Here is an 18,023-nt window from a genome sequence, read left to right as displayed (position 1 = left end):
CCAGGGTGACCGGCGGACAGTTACCTACGGTGGTGCGCATGAGGATCTTCGTCGCCGGCGCGACGGGCGCCATCGGCCGCCGCCTCGTCCCGCTCCTGGTCGCCCACGGGCATCAGGTCACCGCCCTCAGCCGCCAGGCGTCGGCGATCGACGGCGTGACGACCGTCACCGGCGACGTGTACGACGCGGAGCGGCTGCGGAACTTGGTCGTGGCGGCCCGGCCGGAGGTGGTGATGCATCAGCTGACCGACCTCGGGTCGCGGGACTTCGCCGCGAACAGCCGGCTCCGCCGCGAGGGCACCCGCAACCTGGTCGACGCCGCACTTGCCGCCGGCGTACGGCGGGTCGTGGCGCAGAGCATCGCGTGGGCATACGAGCCCGGCACGACGCCCGCGCCCGAGGCCACCCCGCTGGACCTGCACGCCACTGATCCCCGTCGCCGCACGACGGTCGAAGCCGTCACCACCCTCGAGGCGATCACCGCCGAAGCACCCGAGTGGGTCGTCCTCCGCTACGGCATGCTCTACGGGCCCGGTACCTGGTACACCAAGGGCGGTCTGATGGCCGACCTGGCCGCGGCCGGCAAGCTCCCCGCCGGGCCCGACGTGACGAGCTTCCTCCACGTCGACGACGCCGCCGGCGCGGCTGCCGCCGCCTTGTCCTGGCCGTCCGGCCCCGTCAACGTCGTCGACGACGAGCCGGCTCCCGCCGATGCATGGGCCCCGCTGTTCGCCGAGTCGACCGGCGCGCCCACCCCGCCGTACGCCGGTCCACGCACGCCGTGGGCACGCGGCGCCTCCAACGCCCACGCCCGGTCGCTCGGCTGGATTCCCAACTACCCCAGCTGGCGAGACGGGTTCCGGTAGCGAACGAGAGATCGGACCCGGCGCTCCGAGGGGGAGAGAGCGCTCGGGCCCGATCTCGGCGGTCCGCTGCAGCGAGGGGGCGCTGGGATCAGCGGACCGGGCCGGTGATGAGTTCGATGGTTGCCTTGTGGGTCTGACCGGCCTGGTCGGTCCAGCCGACCTCGACCTTGTCGCCCGGGTGCTGCTGGTTGAGCAGCTCGGACAGCGCGTCCGGCGACTCGACGGTGTGCCCGGCGAACGAGGTGATCACGTCGCCCGCCTCGATCCCGGCCTCGTCCGCGTGGCCGTTCGCGACCACGTCGCCGACGACGGCGCCGGAGATACCGTTGCCGAAACCGGTGGTCGGCGCGACCGAGATCCCGAGCATCGCCGAGTCACCGATGTGCACGTCGGCCGACGCCTTCCCGCTCTCGATCTGGTCGGCGATGTCGAGCGCCTGGTTGATCGGGATCGCGTACCCCTCGGTCGTCGTCCCGCTCCCGTCGCCCTGCCCGGAGCCGTTGCCCTGCCCGGAGCCGTTGCCCTGGCCCGAGCCGTCGCCCGGCCCGTTGCCGAAGCCGTTGCCGTTGCCGAAGCCGTTGCCGGTCCCGTCGCCGTTGCCGAACGGGAAGCCGTTCGGGTCGCCGGTACCGCCGTCGCCCCACGCCGCGAGCGTCGCGGTGGCGCTCTGTGCGGTGGACGCCGCGGTCTGTCCCGGCCGGCCCTGCCCACCGTTGTTGCCGCCGTTGCCGGCCACGTCGACGCCGACCACCTCACCCTTCGCGTTCGCCAACGGTCCGCCGGAATCGCCGGCCTGGATGTTCGCGTCGGTCTGGATCAGGTTCGTCAGGTTCTCCGGGTCCTGCCCGTTCTCGTCGGTCGCGGTGATCGCCTGGTTGAGTCCGGTCACCTTCCCGGCCGCGTAACTCGGCGTCCCGCCGACGCCGCCCGCGTTGCCGACGCCGACCACCTGGTCGCCGAGCTTCACCTGGTCGGAGTTCCCGGTCTTCGCGGTCTGCAGGCCGGATGCATCCTTCAGCTTCAGGACGGCGATGTCGTGCGCCTCGTCGTACCCGACGACACTCGCGTCGTACGTCTTGCCGTTGCCGATGTCCGTCACGGTGATCGACGTCGCACCCTCGATCACGTGGTGGTTGGTGAGGATCTCGCCGTCGGAGGTGAGCACGATGCCGGTGCCGGCCGCGCGGGCGTTCTCGTAGCCGAGGACGGTGTTCACGTCGACCAGGCCCGGTGACACCTGAGCCGCCACGGCCGCCGGGTCGAACGCCTTCTGGGACAGCTGCGAGCTGTTCGTGCCGGCCCGCTGGTCGATGCCCCAGGCAACCGAACCGGCGACGACCACCGCGGCCAGCCCGAGCGCCGCGGCACCGAGCAGCCGCCGCCCGCGCTTCTTCGGCGCCGGAGGCTGTCCCCCGAACGGGTACTGCGGCGGCCCGTACTGGGGACCGTACTGCGGCCCGTACTGCGGGCCGTACTGGTACTGCGGTCCGTACGGCTGCCCCTGCTGCGGCACCTGCTGGTACTGCGGGTACTGCTGCCCGCCGTGCTGCGGCCCGTTGTACGCTCCCGGTCCAGCGCTGTCGTTCATCTGCTGTCGTCCTCCTCGGCCAGTTCCCTCTGCCTTCGAGTAGAGCTCGCCAGACTGAGAACTCCATCGGGCCAGCCAATGAATCAGCTGAGAATCTGCTGCACCGCCGTCACCACCGCGCGCCGCCGTACAGCCGGGTCCGGCAGGTCGACGCCGAGCTCCGGATTCATCGACGACCAGCTCGTCGCGATCGCCTGGATCAGCGACAGCAGGCTGACCGGGGTGAAGCGCTTGGGCACCACCCGCCGGCGCATGCCGCGCTGCAGCTCGTCCAGCCGGCTCCGGTTGACCGCGACGATCGCCTCCAGCGGACGCCCGTCCGGCCGCTCGAGCCGGTACCAGACCGAGAGCCGCAACCGGTCCGGGTGCTCCTCGAAGTAGTCGAACACCCGCCCCGCGTACGCCGGCAGGTCGTCGACGTCGAACCCGACCTCGTCGAGGTACTTGTCCAGCGAGGCGCTGAACACCGCGTCGAACAGGTCGTCCTTGTTCCCGAAGTACGCATAGAGCATCGCCTTGTTGCACCCGGCCACCTCGGCGATCCGGCTCACCCGCGCGCCGGCGATCCCGCGCGCCGCGAACTCCTCGGTGGCGGCCTCCAGGATGCGGGCCCGGGTCCGGTCTGCGTTCCGTTGCTGCATACGGCGAGCCTACCAACCAACTGGTTAGTTGATTTACAACCAACCGGTTGGTTAGATAGAGGTGATCCAACCGAACGGTTAGTTAGGAACGACACATGAGCAAGATCTGGCTGGTCACCGGCAGCTCGCGCGGCCTGGGCCGCGCGCTGACCGAGGCGGTGCTCGCGGCCGGCGACCGCGTCGTCGGCACCGCCCGCAAACCCGAGCAACTCGACGACCTGGCCGCGACGTACGGCGACCAACTCCGCGCGGTCGCGCTGGACGTCACGGATGCCGACGCCGCGCGGGCCGCCGTCCGGACGGCGGTCGAGGAGTTCGGCGGGCTGGACGTGGTGGCGAACAACGCCGGCTACGCGAACAGCGCGTCGATCGAGGAGATGGCCGACGACGACTTCCGGGCGCAGGTCGAGACGAACCTGTTCGGCGTCGTGAACGTGACGAAGGCCGCGCTGCCGGTGTTCCGCGAGCAGCGCAGCGGGCACTTCCTGCAGTTCTCGTCGATCGGCGGCCGGGCCGGCGGGACACCGGGGATGGGCGCGTACCAGACCGCGAAGTTCGCCGTCGAAGGCTTCTCCGAGGTGCTGAACAACGAGGTGCGCCCGTTCGGCGTGAAGGTGACGATCGTCGAGCCGGGCGGGTTCCGGACCGACTGGGGCGGGTCGTCGATGGAGCTCGCCGACGTCCACCCCGACTACGAGACCACCGTCGGGGAGATGCACCGGCGCCGGATCGAGATGGACGGCAAGCAGCCGGGCGACCCCGCGAAGGCGGCCCAGGCGATCCTCCAGGTCGTCGCGCTCGACAACCCGCCGCTGCGCCTCCTGCTCGGCACCGACGCCCTCACACTCGCCGACTCGTCCGCGCGTTCCCGCGCCGAAGAGGCCGCCGCCTGGGCCCACCTCAGCACGTCGACCGACTTCAGCTGACGCGGTGGGTGGACGTCCGAGAAGCTGGGTTTGCGCCCGAGCTGCGGTTGGTGAACCCAGCACCTCGGGCGCAAACCCACCAGATGGCGCGGGTCAGCCGCGGAGGTCGTGGAAGAAGGCGCGGACGTCTGCGACCAGTTCCCCCGGGACTTCGAGGGCTGCGAAGTGGCCGCCGTGGTCAAGGTCCGTCCAGCGGGTGACGGTGTTCGACGTCTCGCAGTACCGGCGGATCGCGACGTCGTGGGCGGTGGCCAGGACCGCGGTGGGGACGCCGGAGTTCGGGCGCGGCGCCCAGGAGCGCGGCTGGGCGTAGCCGATGTACGCCGCCGAGCCGCCGGTGCCGGTCAGCCAGTACATCATCACGTTGGTCAGCAGCCGATCCTTGCCGATGACGTCCTCCGGCAGGGTCTCGGTCGGATACGTCCAGGCCTTGAACTTGTCCATGATCCAGGCGAGCTGCGCCACCGGTGAGTCGACCAGCCCGTACGCCAGTGTCTGCGGCCGGGTGGACTGAATCGAGATGTAGCCGAACTCGTTCTTCATGAACTGGCCGATCCGCGCCATCTTGTCCTGCTCCAGCGGAGTCAGTGTCTGCAGCTCCTCCTCGGACAGCTGTAGCGGCGGCAGGTTCGTCCCGCCGTTGGTGTGGACGCCGACGACGTGCGACGGCGCCGCCCGCCCGACCTCCGGCGACACCGAGCCACCCAGGTCGCCGCCCTGTACGCCGTACCGCTCGTAGCCGAGCTCCGCCATCAGCGCCGCCCAGACGCGCCCGATCCGCGGGAACGTCCAGTCACCGTCCGCCGTCGGCCCGGAGAAGCCGAACCCGGGCAGCGACGGAATCACCACGTGGAACGCGTCCGACGCCTGGCCGCCGAACGAGACCGGGTCCGTGAGCGGCCCGATCAGGTCGAGGAACTCGACGATCGACCCCGGCCAGCCGTGCGTGAGCACCAGCGGCAGCGCGTCGGGCTCCGCCGACCGGACGTGCAGGAAGTGGATCCGCTGGCCCTCGATCTCGGCGGTGAACTGCGGGTACGAGTTCAGCTCCTTCTCGGCGGCGCGCCAGTCGTACGACGTACGCCAGTAGTCGACCAGCGACGCGAGCCAGGAGACCGGGACGCCGGTGTCCCAATCGTCGCCGGGCAACGCAGCGGGGAGGCGGACGCTCGCCAGCTTGGCGGCGAGGTCGTCGAGGGTGCTCTGCGGGATGTCGATGCTGAACGGCTTGATCATGTCTCCACTCTGGCAGCCGCTTAGGACAGCTTCAGTCCTAGCTGGCTGGCAGACTGACGACATGATCGAAACCTCCGCGCGACTGCTCAAACTGCTGAGCCTCCTGCAGCAACCCAAGGAGTGGAGCGGCGCCGCTTTGGCCGGCGAGCTCGGCGTCGGAGTCCGGACGGTACGGCGCGACGTCGACAAGCTGCGCAACCTGGGCTATCCCGTCGACGCCGTCCCCGGGGTGGCCGGCTATCGCCTCGGCGCGGGCGCCGCACTTCCCCCGCTGCTGCTCGACGACGAGGAGGCCGTCGCGGTGGCAGTCGGGCTGCGCGCGGCCGCCCAAGGAACCGTGGCCGGCACCGAAGAGGCATCGGTGCGCGCGCTGACGAAGCTGGAGCAGGTACTGCCGTCGCGCCTGCGCTATCGCATCGAGCTGCTCCAGCAGATCACGGTCACACCAGCGAGCGGCCCATCTGTGCAACCCGACGTGCTGCTGGCCGTGGCCGCCGCCAGTCGCGACCATCAGCGGTTGCGGTTCGACTATCGCAACCACGACGGTACGGCGACCACGCGGACGACGGAGCCGCACCGTCTCGTGCACACCGGGCGCCGGTGGTACCTCGTCGCGTGGGACGTCGACCGCGACGACTGGCGCACGTTCCGCGTCGACCGGATCGCGCCGCGGATCCCGACCGGCCCGCGCTTCACCCCGCGTGAGGTGCCGGAGCTGGCGACCACCAACCAAGGGGTCGCGTACGGCGGCTACCGCTACCGGGCGCGCGTCCTGGTGCACGCACCCGCCGCGGAGGTGGCCGACCGCTACGGGCCGAACGTCGCGTCGGTGACGCCGATCGACGAGGCGACGACGCTGGTGGAGACCGGCGCGAACTCGCTCGACCAGGTCGCGCTGCACCTGGGCATCCTCGGCCTGCCCTTCGAGGTCCAGGACCCGCCGGAGCTGGTCGACGCGATCCGCGAACTCACGACGCGCCTGTCAGCATCGATCGCGGGGGCCTGACCGGTACCGTTCAGACATGAAGGATCGGTACGTCGAGACCGTGCTGGGGCGGGTCCGGGTGCGCGTCGACGGGTCGGGGCCCGCGATGCTGTTCTGGCCGAGCCTGTTGACGGACGGCACCCTGTGGTCCGCACAGGCCGCGCACTTCGCGGACCGTTTCCTGGTGATCCTGGTCGATCCGCCCGGGCACGGCGGCAGTGCGCCGCTCACCGGGCCGTTCACGTTCGAGCAGTGCGCCGACGTGATCCTGGCGATCGTCGACGACCTCGGCGTCGACCGGATCCACCTGATCGGCAACAGCTGGGGCGGGATGATCGGCGGCACCTTCGCGGCCCGGTATCCGGACCGGCTCGGCATCGCGGTCCTGATGAACGCCACCGCCTCCCGCGCCGGCCGACGGCAACGGTTCGAGTACGGCGTGCTGGTCGGCGCGGCGCGGCTGCTCGGCGGGATCCGCGGACCGCTCGCCGGGCCGGTGCGCGACGCCTTCCTCGGCCCAACGGCGAAACGCGAGAAGCCCGAGGTCGTTGCCCGGGTCAACGAGCTGGCACGCAAGGCGGACATCACGTCCGGCCGGCACGCCGTCACCAGCGTGGTCCCGCACCGGCCCGATCAGCGCGCGCTGTTCGGCAGCATCCGGACGCCGGTCCTCGTGGTCGCGGGGGCCGAGGACGCCACCTTCGGGGTCGCGGAGACCGAGGAGATGGCGGACTCGATCCCGGGCGCGCGGTTCGTCGTCCTCGAGCAGTCCGCCCACCTCGCGGCGCTCGAGTCGCCGCACGAGGTCAACGCGCTGATCGACGACTTCCTCGCCGATCAGGGCGACGACATGCCCTAGGTCCGCCGGCCTTCGGATCCGGGATCAGCTCAACGACGGGCCGGAACTGAGAGCCGGCTGAGATCGGAAGCCACGACGATCTCCCCCGCGAACTCGGCGGCGGCCTCCTCGTGGAAACGCTCGGGCTCCAGATACCGCTGGGAGAAGTGCGTCAGCACCAGCTTCCGGACACCGCACTCGGCGGCGACGCGGGCGGCCTGCCGGGCGGTGAGATGCCCGAAACGGCGCGCGAGCTCGACCTCGGACGACAGGTACGTCGACTCGATCACGAGCAGATCGGCGCCGTCGGCCAGCCGGAGCACGTTCTCGCACAGCCGCGTGTCCATGACGAACGCGAACCGTTGGCCGGGCCGCGGTTCGCTGACGTCCTCCACCCTGACCGTACGGCCGTTCACCTCCAGCGACCCGGCGCGTTGCAGACGACCGACGGCCGGCCCGGTGACGCCGTACGCCGCGAGCTTGTCCGGCAGCATCCGGCGGCCGTCCGGCTCGATCAACTGGTACCCGAAGGACTCGATCGGGTGCTCCAGCCGGCGCGCCCACAACTGCCCGAAGGAGCCGACGGACAACAACCCGTCCTCTTCGACCGGCTCCTCGAGCAACTCGGCCCGCTCGTAGAACGACGCGGCGTACCGCAACCGCGTGAAGTACGTCTGCCCCGACGCGGGATAGTGCGCCCGCACCGGATGCGGTACGTCGTCCAGCGACAGCCGCTGCACCACGCCCGGCACCCCGAGGCAGTGATCGCCGTGGAAGTGCGTCACGCACAACCGGGTGATCGCGCCGGCCGCGATCCCGGCGAAGATCATCTGCCGCTGCGTCCCCTCACCGGGATCGAACAGGAAACCCTCGTCGTCCCAGCGCAGGAAGTACCCGTTCTGCGTCCGTTCGCGGGACGGCACCTGGCTGCCGGTCCCGAGCACGACGAACTCACGCAAGCGCAGCCACCGACGTCGGCGTGCGGCGGTCGGCCCGATCGGCACCCTCTGCGGGAGTCATCAGTCCGTGGGGTTCAGGCTGGTGCCCAGCGCCTGCCAGTCCAGCACCGGCGCCGCCAGCTTGCTGATGGTTGCCAGCAACCCCAACCGGGCCGCCCGGAGTTCCGGGTCCTCGGCCATCACCAGGATCTCGTCGAAGAACGCGTTCACCGGCTCGACCAGCACCGTCGCGGACGCGACGAAGTCGGCCAGCCCGGTCGGCGCGGCGCCGATCTTCTGAACTGCCTCGTGCAGCACGACCTCGGCGGGCTCGGTGAGCTTGCCGGCGTCGTACTCCGCCGCGGTGCCTTCCGGCACGATCCGGCGGACCCGCTGGAGCACCGCGACCAGGTCGGCGAACTCGCTGTTCCCGACCAGGCCGTGCAGCGTCTCCAGGGTCTCGTCGGCGACCGCCGGAGCAGTTGCCAACGGCAACACCGCGGCCACCTGCAGATGGTCGTCGCCGCGGTCGAGCAGCTGCTGCTCGTACCGCCGGACGGTGAAGTCGGCCACCTCGTCGAGCGAGTCCGCCGGTACGTCGATGCCTTGCGCGCCGATCTCGTCCGCCGCGGCCTGCAGGCCCACCGGCAGCGTGATCGCCCGCAGCTCGGGGTGCTCGCGGAGGATCGCGACGACACCGGCCGCGGCGCGCCGGAGCGCGAACGGGTCGGAGCTTCCGGTCGGCTTCGCGCCGATCCCGAACAGGCCGGCCAGCAGGTCGAACCGGTCGGCGAGCGCGAGCAGCGCGCCCGGCGTCGTGGACGGCACCGGGTCGCCGGCCGACCGCGGCAGCTCCATGTCGAACAGGGCCTGCGCGACCGCCTCGGTCTCACCGGCGCGCCGGGCGTACTCGCGGGCCATCGTGCCGGCCAGGCTGGTCAGCTCGACCACCATCTGCGAGCCCAGGTCGAACTTCGCCAGCTCGGCCGCCCGCTGCAGTGTGGTCAGGTCCTCGCCGCCCAGCTCCACGACCTCGGCGAGCTTCGTGGCCACCCGCGCGATCCGGCCGGCGCGGTCGGCCATCGAGCCGAGCCGCTCCTCGAACGCGAGTTTGTCCAGCTCGTTCTTCATCGTCTCCAGCGGCGTGTCCAGGTCGGCCCGCCAGAAGAACGCGGCGTCCTCGTAGCGCGCCCGCAGGACCGCCTCGTTGCCGGCCCGCACGACGTCCTCGTCCACCGCACCGTTGGCCACGGCAACGAAATGCGGCAGCAGTTTGCCGTCGGCGTCCCGGACCGGGAGGTAGCGCTGGTGCTTGCGCATCACGGTCGTGAGGATCTCGCTCGGCAGGTCCAGGTAGTCGGCCGCGAAGCCGCCGAGGATCGGCGTCGGCTCCTCGATCAGGTTGACGATCTGGTCGACCAGCGCGGCCTCGCCCTCGACGTCGACGATGCCGCCGACGGTCTTCGACAGCTCGGTCGCCGCGGCCACCACCGTCGAGCGGCGACGCGCCGGATCGGCCTCGATCCCGTGGATCCGGAGCAGGTCCAGGTACCCCTCGGCGGAGGCGATCTCGACCTTCGGCTGCGCGGCGGTCCGGTGCACCCGGGTCGTCCGGCCCGCCGCCAGGCTGGAGACGGACACCGGGACGATCTCGTCGCCGAGCAACGCGACCAGCCAGCGGATCGGCCGGGTGAACGACAGCTTGGCGTCGTTCCACCGCATGTTCTTGTCGGAGCGCAGCCCGGCGACGATCTCGCTCAGGACGCCGCTCAGCACCTCGGCCGCACCGCGGCCCGGGTCCGGCTTGGTGACCGCGACGTACTCGACGCCGTCGACGTCCAGGTCGTGCAACTCGCTCTCGTCGACCTTCTGACCGCGGGCGAACCCGGCGGCAGCCTTCGTGATGGTGCCGTCGGCGTCGTACGCGGCCGACTTCCGCGGACCGCGCACCACCCGCTCGGCGTCCGGCTCACCGGCCTGCACCTCGGCGACGAACGCCACCACCCGGCGCGGCGTCGCGTACGTCGTGATCTTCCCGTGGCCGAGCCGCGTCGCGGCGAGCTTCTCCTGCAGCGCGGCCTGCACCGCGGCGGCGGTCTTGGTGACCTCCGACGGCGGCATCTCCTCGGTGCCGATCTCGAACGTCAGCTGCCGGGTCCCGCTGATCTTCGGGAACTCGGTCGGCTCCGGCGCGGCCGGCGGGAGCTCGGCGAGACCCAGCGGGTGCTTCAGCTCCTCGCGGCGCTCCGCCCACAGCCGCGACACCTCGCGGGCCAGCGTGCGCATCCGGCCGAACGCCTTCGCGCGCTCCGTCGTACTGACCGCGCCGCGGGCGTCGAGGACGTTGAACGTGTGCGAGCAGCGCAGCACCTGGATGTGCGCGGGCACCGGGAGCCGGTCGTCGATCATCCGGCGCGCCTCGTTCGCGTACTCCTCGAACAAACGCTTCTGTGACTCCACGTCGGCGTCGTCGAGGTAGTAGCGGCTCAGCTCGTACTCCGCCTGGCCGAAGGCCTCGCCGTACGAGATGCCCGGCGCGTAGGCGATGTCCTTGAAGTGCGAGACGCCCTGCAGCGCCATCATGATCCGCTCGATGCCGTAGGTGATCTCCACCGACACCGGGTCCAGCGTCATCCCGCCGGCCTGCTGGAAGTACGTGAACTGGGTGATCTCCAGGCCGTCCAGCCAGACCTCCCAGCCGAGACCCCAGGAGCCGGTCGCCGGGTTCGCCCAGTTGTCCTCGACGAACCGGACGTCGTGCGCGTCGACGTCGATGCCGAGCGCGGTCAGGCTGTCCAGGAAGAGCTCCTGCGGGTTGCCCGGGTCCGGCTTGAGCACCACCTGGAACTGGGTGTGCGTCTGCAGCCGGTTCGGGTTCTCGCCGTACCGGCTGTCGTCGGGCCGGACACTCGGCTCGACGTACGCCACCCGCCACGGCTCGGGACCGAGCACCCGCAGGATCGTCGCCGGGTTCAGCGTCCCGGCACCGACCTCGGTGTTGAACGGCTGCACGATCATGCAGCCACGGTCGGTCCAGTACTTTGTCAGCGCGAGCAGCGCGTCCTGCATGGTGAGCACAGCAAACCTCGAGCCATCGTCGGGGGGATCTCGCAGCGAAGTCTATTAGTGCTATCTCCCGGATCTACTATCGGCGGGTGACGGTAACGGATGCGCAGGGGGCGGTCGACGCGGTCTGGCGGATCGAGTCGGCGCGGATCGTCGCGGGCGTCGCGCGGATCGTGCGGGACGTCGGGCTCGCGGAGGAGCTGGCGCAGGACGCCCTGGTGGCCGCGCTGGAGCAGTGGCCGGAGTCGGGCGTACCGAACAACCCGGGCGCCTGGCTGATGGCGATCGCCAAGCGGCGGGCGATCGACCTGATCCGGCGCAAGGAGACCTACCAGCGCAAGCTCGCCGAGATGGGCCACGAGTTGGAGATCGACGGCGGACAATACAGCGTCGAGGACAGCGTGGAAAGCAGGGTTGAGGCGATCCTCGAGGACCACATCGAGGACGACCTGCTCCGGCTGGTGTTCACCGCCTGCCACCCGGTGCTCACCATGGACGCACGGGTGACGCTGACGCTCAAGCTGCTCGGCGGTCTGAAGACCGACGAGATCGCCCGGGCGTTCCTCTCCCCGGAGGCGACGATCGCGCAGCGCATCGTCCGCGCCAAGCGCAACCTGGCCAAGGCCGAGGTCCAGTTCGAGGTGCCGTCCGGGCCGGACCTGCTGGATCGGCTCCAGTCCGTGCTCGAGGTCGTCTACCTGATCTACAACGAGGGATACTCGGCGACGGCCGGCGACGACTGGATGCGGCCGGCGTTGTGCAACGAGGCGATGCGGCTGGGCCGGCTGCTCGTCGAGCTGATGCCGACCGAGCCCGAGGTCCTCGGCCTGCTGGCGCTGATGGAACTGCAGTCGTCGCGGGCGAACGCGCGTGTCGGCGCCGACGGCGAGCCGGTGCTGCTGCTCGACCAGGACCGCCGCCGCTGGGACCGGCTGCTGATCCGCCGCGGCCTCGAAGGAATCGACCGCGCCTGGGCCCTGGAGAAGCCGCCCGGCCCGTACCTGCTGCAGGCCGCCATCGCCGCCTGCCACGCCCGCGCGGCCGACCCCGAGGACACCGACTGGGCCCGGATCGCCGGCCTGTACGCCGTCCTCGCGCAGGTCACGCCGTCACCCGTCGTGGAGCTGAACCAGGCGGTCGCGATCTCGATGGCGTTCGGCCCGGAACGAGGCCTGCAGGCGGTCGACCTGCTCGCGGACGACCCGTCCCTGAAGGACTATCACCTGCTGCCGAGCGTCCGCGGGGATCTGCTGTTCAAGCTCGGCCGGCTCGACGAGGCGCGGGCAGAATTCGAGAGGGCGGCAGCGCTCACCCGCAACGAGCGCGAACGCAAGCTGCTCCTGGAGCGCGCCGCCGCCTGCTGACCCTCGAGATACGCCTCTACCACTTGTGTTACTTGCGCCGGCGCGCCATCCAGGCCACCGCGCCCGCGCCGAGAACCATCGCGCCGCCGACGGCGGCAGCCATCTTCGGGTGGCTCTTGCTCTTTGCGGGCAGGCCCTTCATCGCGTCCGGTACCTGCTTCATCAGCTGACCGGTCTGACCGGCGGCGTCCGAGACGCGATGCCCGGCGCTCGCCGCGGTCTCCTTCATCCGGTTCGGCATGTTGAGCCGCCGGCTGAGTTCCTGGACCGTGTCGGCCAGGTGCTGCCTGGTGTGGTCGAGGTCCTCGCGGAGCGTCTGGCTCTCCGTCATCGGCTCCCGGTGTGCAGCGTTCTTCGTGGTGCTCATGGGGTGCTCTTCCCTTCTGGCTGATGATGGCCCTTGAGCGCTTCAAGATCCTCGTGCACGCCGTCGACGGCACGTTTCGGGACGGGTGGACCGGCGCGGCCGACGTGCCGCTTGCCGAGCAGTGCAGCGATCGCCGCGATCACGAACAGGACTGCTGCGACGATCAGCGCCGACAACCAGGCGGGCAACGCGGTCGCGAGCCCGAGGATCGCCGCCGCGACCAGGGCGCCGAGGCCGTACAGCGCGATCGCGCCGGCTCCGCCGAACAACCCGGCGCCGACACCGGCCTCCTTGCCCTTCTCCTTCAGCTCGACCTTGGCCAGTTGCACCTCGTCACGTACCAACTGGCTGAGGTCGCTGGTTGCCTGACTCACGAGCCGGCCGATGTTCGCCTCCCGGCCGTTCAGCTCCGTGAGCCCGGTCTCGCGCCGGACCAGTTCCGGACGTGTGGTCATGGCCGCCTCCCGTACTCGATTGGCGCACCGGTACCCAGCCGCACCGATCGTCACGCAACGGATCCGCGCGAAAGTGATCTGCGTCACACCCTGTCGAACGGCCGGACCCGGCGCTCGACGCAGTGGTGAGATCGTCACCCACCGGGAGGAAACCATCATGAACACCGTGGTCTCGAAGGACGGCACGACCATCGCCTACGACCGGCGCGGCGACGGCCCGGCCCTGGTCCTCGTCGACGGCGCGCTCTGCTCCCGCGCGCAGGGGCCGATGCCCGAGCTCGCCGAGGCGCTGGCGGACCGGTTCACCGTCCACAACTACGACCGGCGCGGCCGCGGCGACTCCGGCGACGCGAACGAGTACTCCGTCGAGCGTGAAATCGAGGACCTGGCCGCCGTGATCGAGGCGGCCGGCGGGTCGGCGTACGTCTACGGCTCGTCGTCCGGTGCGGCGCTCGCGCTGCGGGCAGCGGCGGCCGGGCTGCCGATCGAGAAGCTGGCCGCGTTCGAGCCGCCGTACGTCGTCGACGACAGCCGCAAGCAGATCCCGCGCAGCTGGGTGTCCGACCTCCAGGCCCTCGCGCCGGACGACGCGATCAGGTACTTCTTCACCAAGGGCATCGGACTGCCCGGGATCTTCGTCACGATGATGAAGCTGATGCCGGCCTGGAAGCCGATGAAGGCGATCGCGCACACCTTGCCGTACGACGCCCAGGTGCTCGGCGGCAACTGCTTCGGCGACCCGATGGACGCCACCCAGTGGGCCGCGATCGAGCAGCCGGTGCTGGTCGTGAACGGCGGCAAGAGCCCGACCTGGATGAAGAACTCGACCCGGGCGCTCGCGGCGGCGGTACCGGGCGCCGCGCACACCGAGGTACCGGGTCAGAACCACGTCATCAAGGCGGCGGCGATCGCCCCGGTGATCGCCGGGTTCTGTGCCTGACACGCGAAGGGCGTCCGGCTGCACGCCGGACGCCCTTCGTCGTACTGCGGGGTGTGTCAGGCGCCGGTGATCAGGGCGCCGGCGCCGGCGCGGGCCGCGTCGAAGCGAGCCTGGGCGTCGGCCCAGTTCACGACGTTCCACCACGCCTTGACGTAGTCGGGCTTCACGTTCTTGTACTGCAGGTAGAACGCGTGCTCCCACATGTCCAGCATCACCAGCGGGATCTGGCCGGCCGGCAGGTTGCCCTGCTGGTCGTACAGCTGGTGGACCAGGAGCTTCCCGGCCAGCGCGTCCCAGCCGAGGATCGCCCAGCCGGAGCCCTGGATGGTGGTCGCCGCCGCGGTGAAGTGGCCCTGGAAGGCGTCGAACGAACCGAACGCGTCGTCGAGCGCCGCACCCAGTTCGCCGTCCGGCTTGTCGCCACCGTCCGGCGACAGGTTCTTCCAGAAGATCGAGTGGTTGACGTGACCGCCGAGGTTGAAGGCGAGCGTCTTCTCCAGCCCGACGATCGCGCCGAAGTCACCCTTCTCGCGGGCCTCGGCCAGCTTGTCCAGGGTGTCGTTCAGACCCTTCACGTAGGTCGCGTGGTGCTTGTCGTGGTGCAGCTCCATGATCTCGCCGGCGATGCTCGGCGCGAGTGCGCCGTAGTCGTAGGGGAGGTCGGGAAGCGTGTACGTGGTCAACTCTGCTCCTTCGTCAGGGCCTCACACGAGGCCGATATCTCCGATGTCCTGTCTCAGCGGCACCAGCTTGAAACTTCAACCACGGTTGAGGTCAAGTCGCCACGCGGACGAACGCGGCGTCCCGACCGGTGCCCGATGCGACCGCCCGCACACCCCGGCGTACGCACCGAACACCCCCAGCTTCACATACTCTCCCCGACAACCCACGCGCGAGTCTCACCTCGACCGGCGGACGCCTTCCAGCAGGTCGCGCAGCGTCTTCGCGAACGCCTCCGGACGCTCCACGAAACCGGTGTGGTCGCCGGGGAACCGGGTCGGCTCGACGCCCAGGCGGGCCGCCAGCGCGGTCGAGGTCCGGTCGCAGAGCTGACCGGTGGACTCCTCGCCGATCCCGACCACGACATCGGCCGCGCGGAGCCGGTCGAGGTCCGGCAGCCAGCTGATCGACTCGCGCATCTCGTGGCCGAACCAGAACCGCTCGGTCGCCAGCTGCTCGGGGTCGCGGTCGGCGCCGAACATCATCTCCACGACCTCGGCGGGCAGCTGGATGTTCGCGACCGCGAAGAACTGCTTCCAGGCGCCGGTCACGTCTCCGGCGAGGTAGTCGGCCATCAGCTTCTCCGACTTCGCGAGCAGCTCCTCCGCGTCCGGCAGCAGCCGGTCCAGCGGCGGTTCGTGGGCGATCACGGTCCGGACCAGCTCCGGGTGGGCCTGCGCCAGCGCCAGCGCGCTGACCGCGCCCCCACTGGAGCCGAGGACGACGGCGGGGCCCGCGTCGACGTGCCGGATCAGCCGGGCCAGGTCGTCGGCCCGCTGCTCGGGCCGCGACGTACCGCCGGCCTCGAGCGTGCTCCGCTTCACGCCGCGCGGATCCGTCGTCAGCACGGTGTGGTCGGCCGCCAGCAGGTCGGCCAGCGGCGCGAACGCGTCCGCGTCCATGGGCGCGCCGACCAGGACCACCAGCGGTCCTGATCCGCGCACCTCGTAGTACAGCTCTGCGTCGGAAACCTTCAGTGTGTTGTTCATGGCAGTGCCACGAACGGGACCGCCGCGGATGGACAGTCAGTTCGAGTAGGACCTAAACGTCCGCATCCGGTCCGAAGTCGGCTTCCTCGACGACCCGGCGGACCTCGACCTCCTGGCCGAGGGCCTCGGCCAGCCGGGCCGCCCACTCGATCGCCTCGTCGCGGTTGCGGACCTCGACGACGATCATCCCGCCGACCAGCTCCTTGGTCTCCGCGAACGGGCCGTCGGTCACCGTGCGCTTGCCGCCGTCGACCTTGACCCGGGCGCCGAGCGCGCTGCGGTGCACGCCTTCGGCGAACAGCAGGACGCCGGCCTTCGACAGGTCCTCGACGACCCCACCGACCGCCTCGGCCACCTCCGGCGCCGGCAACTTCCCGGCCTCGCTGTCGGCGTCCGCCTTGTTGATGATCATGTAGCGCATCGCTGCCGCTCCTCGTGGTTTCGGTTCATCACTTACTCTCACGTCGAGCGGGTCCCCGCCGGATCGACACCCGGCACCGGGTGATTTCAGTTGGGCTGGTCGCCGGCCGGGTTGTAGGCGCAGGCGTCGGCCAGGTTCTGGGTCGGGCCCGGGGGTGCGGTCGTCGTCGGGGCGGCCGGATTGCGGGTGCTGGCCGGCGCGGCCGGGGTGGCCGGCGGGGTGGTCGTCGGGGTGGTCGTCGGTGGCGGCGTGGACTCGAGGGCGTTCTCGACGGTGTCGCGGAGGGCCTGGTAGTCGGGGTGCAGGTACTTCAGGCGGAGCTTCTCGGAGTCGAGCGTGACGTTCGAAACCGTTCCCGACTTCACCTTCAGGGCCAGCTGCACCATCGCGGGCAGCAGCTCCTGCGGGATGTCGGTCCGCAGCAGGTGCTGACCGGCGCGGGCGATCGCCTTGTACTTCGTGACGAGGGTCTGCGGATCGGCGGCGTCGACGATGCTCTTGATCACGCACCGCTGCCGGACCTGCCGCTGGTCGTCGTCGGCGCCGTACCGCCCGCGGGCGAACCACAGTGCGTGCCGCCCGTCGAGGTGCTGGTCGGGTCCCGGCTCGATCCACTCCTTCGGCGGGATGTGCGAGCTGCTGACGCCGCCCATCGCGACCCGCTCGTTGACGTTCACCCGGATCCCGCCGAGCGCGTCGACGATCTCCGGGAAGCTCTGCAGGTTGACCTGCAGGTAGTAGTCGAGCTTCAGCCCGATCGCCTCGCCGACCGACTGCTTCAGCACGTCCGCGCCCTCGTTGTCCGACGGCCCGAGGATGCCCGGGTGGGCGTCCGGGACGTTCTGGTACATCGCGGTCAGCATCCACTCCAGCCGGCCGTCCAGACTCAGACCTTCCTTGCCGAAACCGTCCGGGTAGTACCTGCGCAGCGGCGAGTCCGCCGGGAACGGCATGAAGGTCAGATTCCGCGGCAGCGAGATCAGCGCCGTGTTCCCGGTCCTGGTGTCGATGCTCGCCACGATCACGGTGTCGGTGCGCACACCCTCACGACTGGGCGCGTCGTCCCCGCCGAGCAACAGTAGATTCAGCCGCTGCTTGTTCTCCCACGGGTCCTTGGTGTTGACCGTCGACGGCCGGGTCGCGCTCTTGCTCTCGCCTTGGGCCTGGAAGACGTCCTGCACCAGCGTCCGCTGCGCCAGCACGCTCTGGACGCCGACCGCGGCCGGTGCGGCGATCGCGAAGCACAACAGCCCGACGAAGAGCGCGCCGAAGGCCCGGCCGCCGGCCCCTCCCGTTGCCGGGCGCAACGACCGGTGCGACGCCACGACGACCACGATCCAGACGAACGCGAGCGCGCCGATCGCCACCGACGTGATCAGCAGCCGGCTCGGTACGACAGTGGCCGCCAGCACCTCGTCACGCCGGGTCAGACCGACGTACACACCGAGTCCGACCAGGCCGAGGAAGAGCGTGAGCACGAACGCACCGATCCGCCGTCGCCCGCCGATGATCAGCCCGAGTCCTGGAAGGAGCGCGCCCAACAGGGTGGATCCCAGCAAGTTCGGCATCGACCGCGGCCGCTTCGCCGTCGCGCGCGCAGTCCCCATCGGCACCCCTGTCTCCCCGTCGATCCCCCGCTATCAGTGTGCCCCGAAGGATGCACGCTGTACCTGTTCAGACGTG

At 70.5% G+C, this 18,023-nt stretch carries 17 protein-coding genes; 6 read left to right on the top strand and 11 right to left on the bottom strand.

The window, feature by feature from the left end; all coding sequences use genetic code 11:
• Positions 1–38 precede the first annotated feature (38 nt).
• Positions 39–866, top strand: a complete 828-nt coding sequence (locus tag ABZX12_RS42555; protein ID WP_355701183.1) for an NAD-dependent epimerase/dehydratase family protein — start codon at positions 39–41, stop codon at positions 864–866.
• A gap of 88 nt (positions 867–954) precedes the next feature.
• Here ABZX12_RS42555 and ABZX12_RS42550 read toward each other — a convergent pair whose 3' ends face one another.
• Positions 955–2,454 carry a trypsin-like peptidase domain-containing protein gene (locus ABZX12_RS42550; protein ID WP_355701182.1) on the bottom strand — a complete coding sequence of 500 codons (1,500 nt, stop codon included), beginning with the start codon at positions 2,452–2,454 and terminating at the stop codon, positions 955–957.
• An 83-nt stretch (positions 2,455–2,537) separates the two neighbouring features.
• Entirely contained in the window at positions 2,538–3,095 is a 558-nt protein-coding gene (locus tag ABZX12_RS42545; protein WP_355701181.1) for a TetR family transcriptional regulator, read from the bottom strand.
• A 95-nt stretch (positions 3,096–3,190) separates the two neighbouring features.
• Here ABZX12_RS42545 and ABZX12_RS42540 point away from each other — a divergent pair, with 95 nt between their 5' ends.
• Positions 3,191–4,021 (top strand): oxidoreductase, encoded by an 831-nt coding sequence (locus ABZX12_RS42540; protein ID WP_355701180.1) that lies wholly within the window; start codon positions 3,191–3,193, stop codon positions 4,019–4,021.
• A gap of 93 nt (positions 4,022–4,114) precedes the next feature.
• Here ABZX12_RS42540 and ABZX12_RS42535 read toward each other — a convergent pair whose 3' ends face one another.
• A complete protein-coding gene (locus ABZX12_RS42535) occupies positions 4,115–5,257 on the bottom strand; it encodes an epoxide hydrolase family protein (protein WP_355701179.1) in 1,143 nt (380 codons plus the stop codon).
• 61 nt (positions 5,258–5,318) lie between these two features.
• Between ABZX12_RS42535 and ABZX12_RS42530 the strand changes: the two genes are divergently transcribed.
• Positions 5,319–6,263: a YafY family protein gene (locus ABZX12_RS42530; protein WP_355701178.1), complete on the top strand. Its 945-nt coding sequence runs from the start codon at positions 5,319–5,321 to the stop codon at positions 6,261–6,263.
• 16 nt (positions 6,264–6,279) lie between these two features.
• Positions 6,280–7,101 carry an alpha/beta hydrolase gene (locus ABZX12_RS42525; RefSeq protein WP_355701177.1) on the top strand — a complete coding sequence of 274 codons (822 nt, stop codon included), beginning with the start codon at positions 6,280–6,282 and terminating at the stop codon, positions 7,099–7,101.
• Between the two features lie 29 nt (positions 7,102–7,130).
• Here ABZX12_RS42525 and ABZX12_RS42520 read toward each other — a convergent pair whose 3' ends face one another.
• Positions 7,131–8,039 carry a ribonuclease Z gene (locus tag ABZX12_RS42520; protein WP_355701176.1) on the bottom strand — a complete coding sequence of 303 codons (909 nt, stop codon included), beginning with the start codon at positions 8,037–8,039 and terminating at the stop codon, positions 7,131–7,133.
• Between the two features lie 60 nt (positions 8,040–8,099).
• Complete coding sequence (locus ABZX12_RS42515; protein WP_355701198.1) at positions 8,100–11,087, bottom strand: glycine--tRNA ligase; 2,988 nt, start codon at positions 11,085–11,087, stop codon at positions 8,100–8,102.
• Between the two features lie 86 nt (positions 11,088–11,173).
• Here ABZX12_RS42515 and ABZX12_RS42510 point away from each other — a divergent pair, with 86 nt between their 5' ends.
• Positions 11,174–12,448 carry an RNA polymerase sigma factor gene (locus ABZX12_RS42510; protein ID WP_355701175.1) on the top strand — a complete coding sequence of 425 codons (1,275 nt, stop codon included), beginning with the start codon at positions 11,174–11,176 and terminating at the stop codon, positions 12,446–12,448.
• Positions 12,449–12,476: 28 nt separating this feature from the next.
• Here ABZX12_RS42510 and ABZX12_RS42505 read toward each other — a convergent pair whose 3' ends face one another.
• Positions 12,477–12,815 (bottom strand): DUF3618 domain-containing protein, encoded by a 339-nt coding sequence (locus tag ABZX12_RS42505; protein WP_355701174.1) that lies wholly within the window; start codon positions 12,813–12,815, stop codon positions 12,477–12,479.
• On the bottom strand, positions 12,812–13,270 hold the full coding sequence (locus tag ABZX12_RS42500) for a phage holin family protein (RefSeq protein WP_355701173.1): 459 nt from the start codon (positions 13,268–13,270) through the stop codon (positions 12,812–12,814). Before ABZX12_RS42500 ends, ABZX12_RS42505 begins: the two co-directional genes overlap by 4 nt.
• Before the next feature lie 157 nt (positions 13,271–13,427).
• Here ABZX12_RS42500 and ABZX12_RS42495 point away from each other — a divergent pair, with 157 nt between their 5' ends.
• Positions 13,428–14,210, top strand: a complete 783-nt coding sequence (locus tag ABZX12_RS42495; protein ID WP_355701172.1) for an alpha/beta hydrolase — start codon at positions 13,428–13,430, stop codon at positions 14,208–14,210.
• 56 nt (positions 14,211–14,266) lie between these two features.
• Here the strand turns inward: ABZX12_RS42495 and ABZX12_RS42490 are convergent, their stop codons facing one another.
• From ABZX12_RS42490 to ABZX12_RS42475, 4 genes are all read right to left on the bottom strand, one after another.
• Entirely contained in the window at positions 14,267–14,893 is a 627-nt protein-coding gene (locus tag ABZX12_RS42490) for a superoxide dismutase (RefSeq protein ID WP_355701171.1), read from the bottom strand.
• A 216-nt stretch (positions 14,894–15,109) separates the two neighbouring features.
• Positions 15,110–15,919, bottom strand: a complete 810-nt coding sequence (locus ABZX12_RS42485; RefSeq protein WP_355701170.1) for an alpha/beta hydrolase — start codon at positions 15,917–15,919, stop codon at positions 15,110–15,112.
• A 52-nt stretch (positions 15,920–15,971) separates the two neighbouring features.
• A complete protein-coding gene (locus ABZX12_RS42480) occupies positions 15,972–16,340 on the bottom strand; it encodes a YciI family protein (protein WP_355701169.1) in 369 nt (122 codons plus the stop codon).
• Positions 16,341–16,426: 86 nt separating this feature from the next.
• Entirely contained in the window at positions 16,427–17,947 is a 1,521-nt protein-coding gene (locus ABZX12_RS42475; RefSeq protein ID WP_355701168.1) for an LCP family protein, read from the bottom strand.
• Between the last annotated feature and the right edge of the window lie 76 nt (positions 17,948–18,023).

The organism is Kribbella sp. NPDC003505, from assembly GCF_040610875.1.
Taxonomy (GTDB): domain Bacteria; phylum Actinomycetota; class Actinomycetes; order Propionibacteriales; family Kribbellaceae; genus Kribbella.
This window is presented reverse-complemented; position numbering and strand designations above follow the sequence as displayed.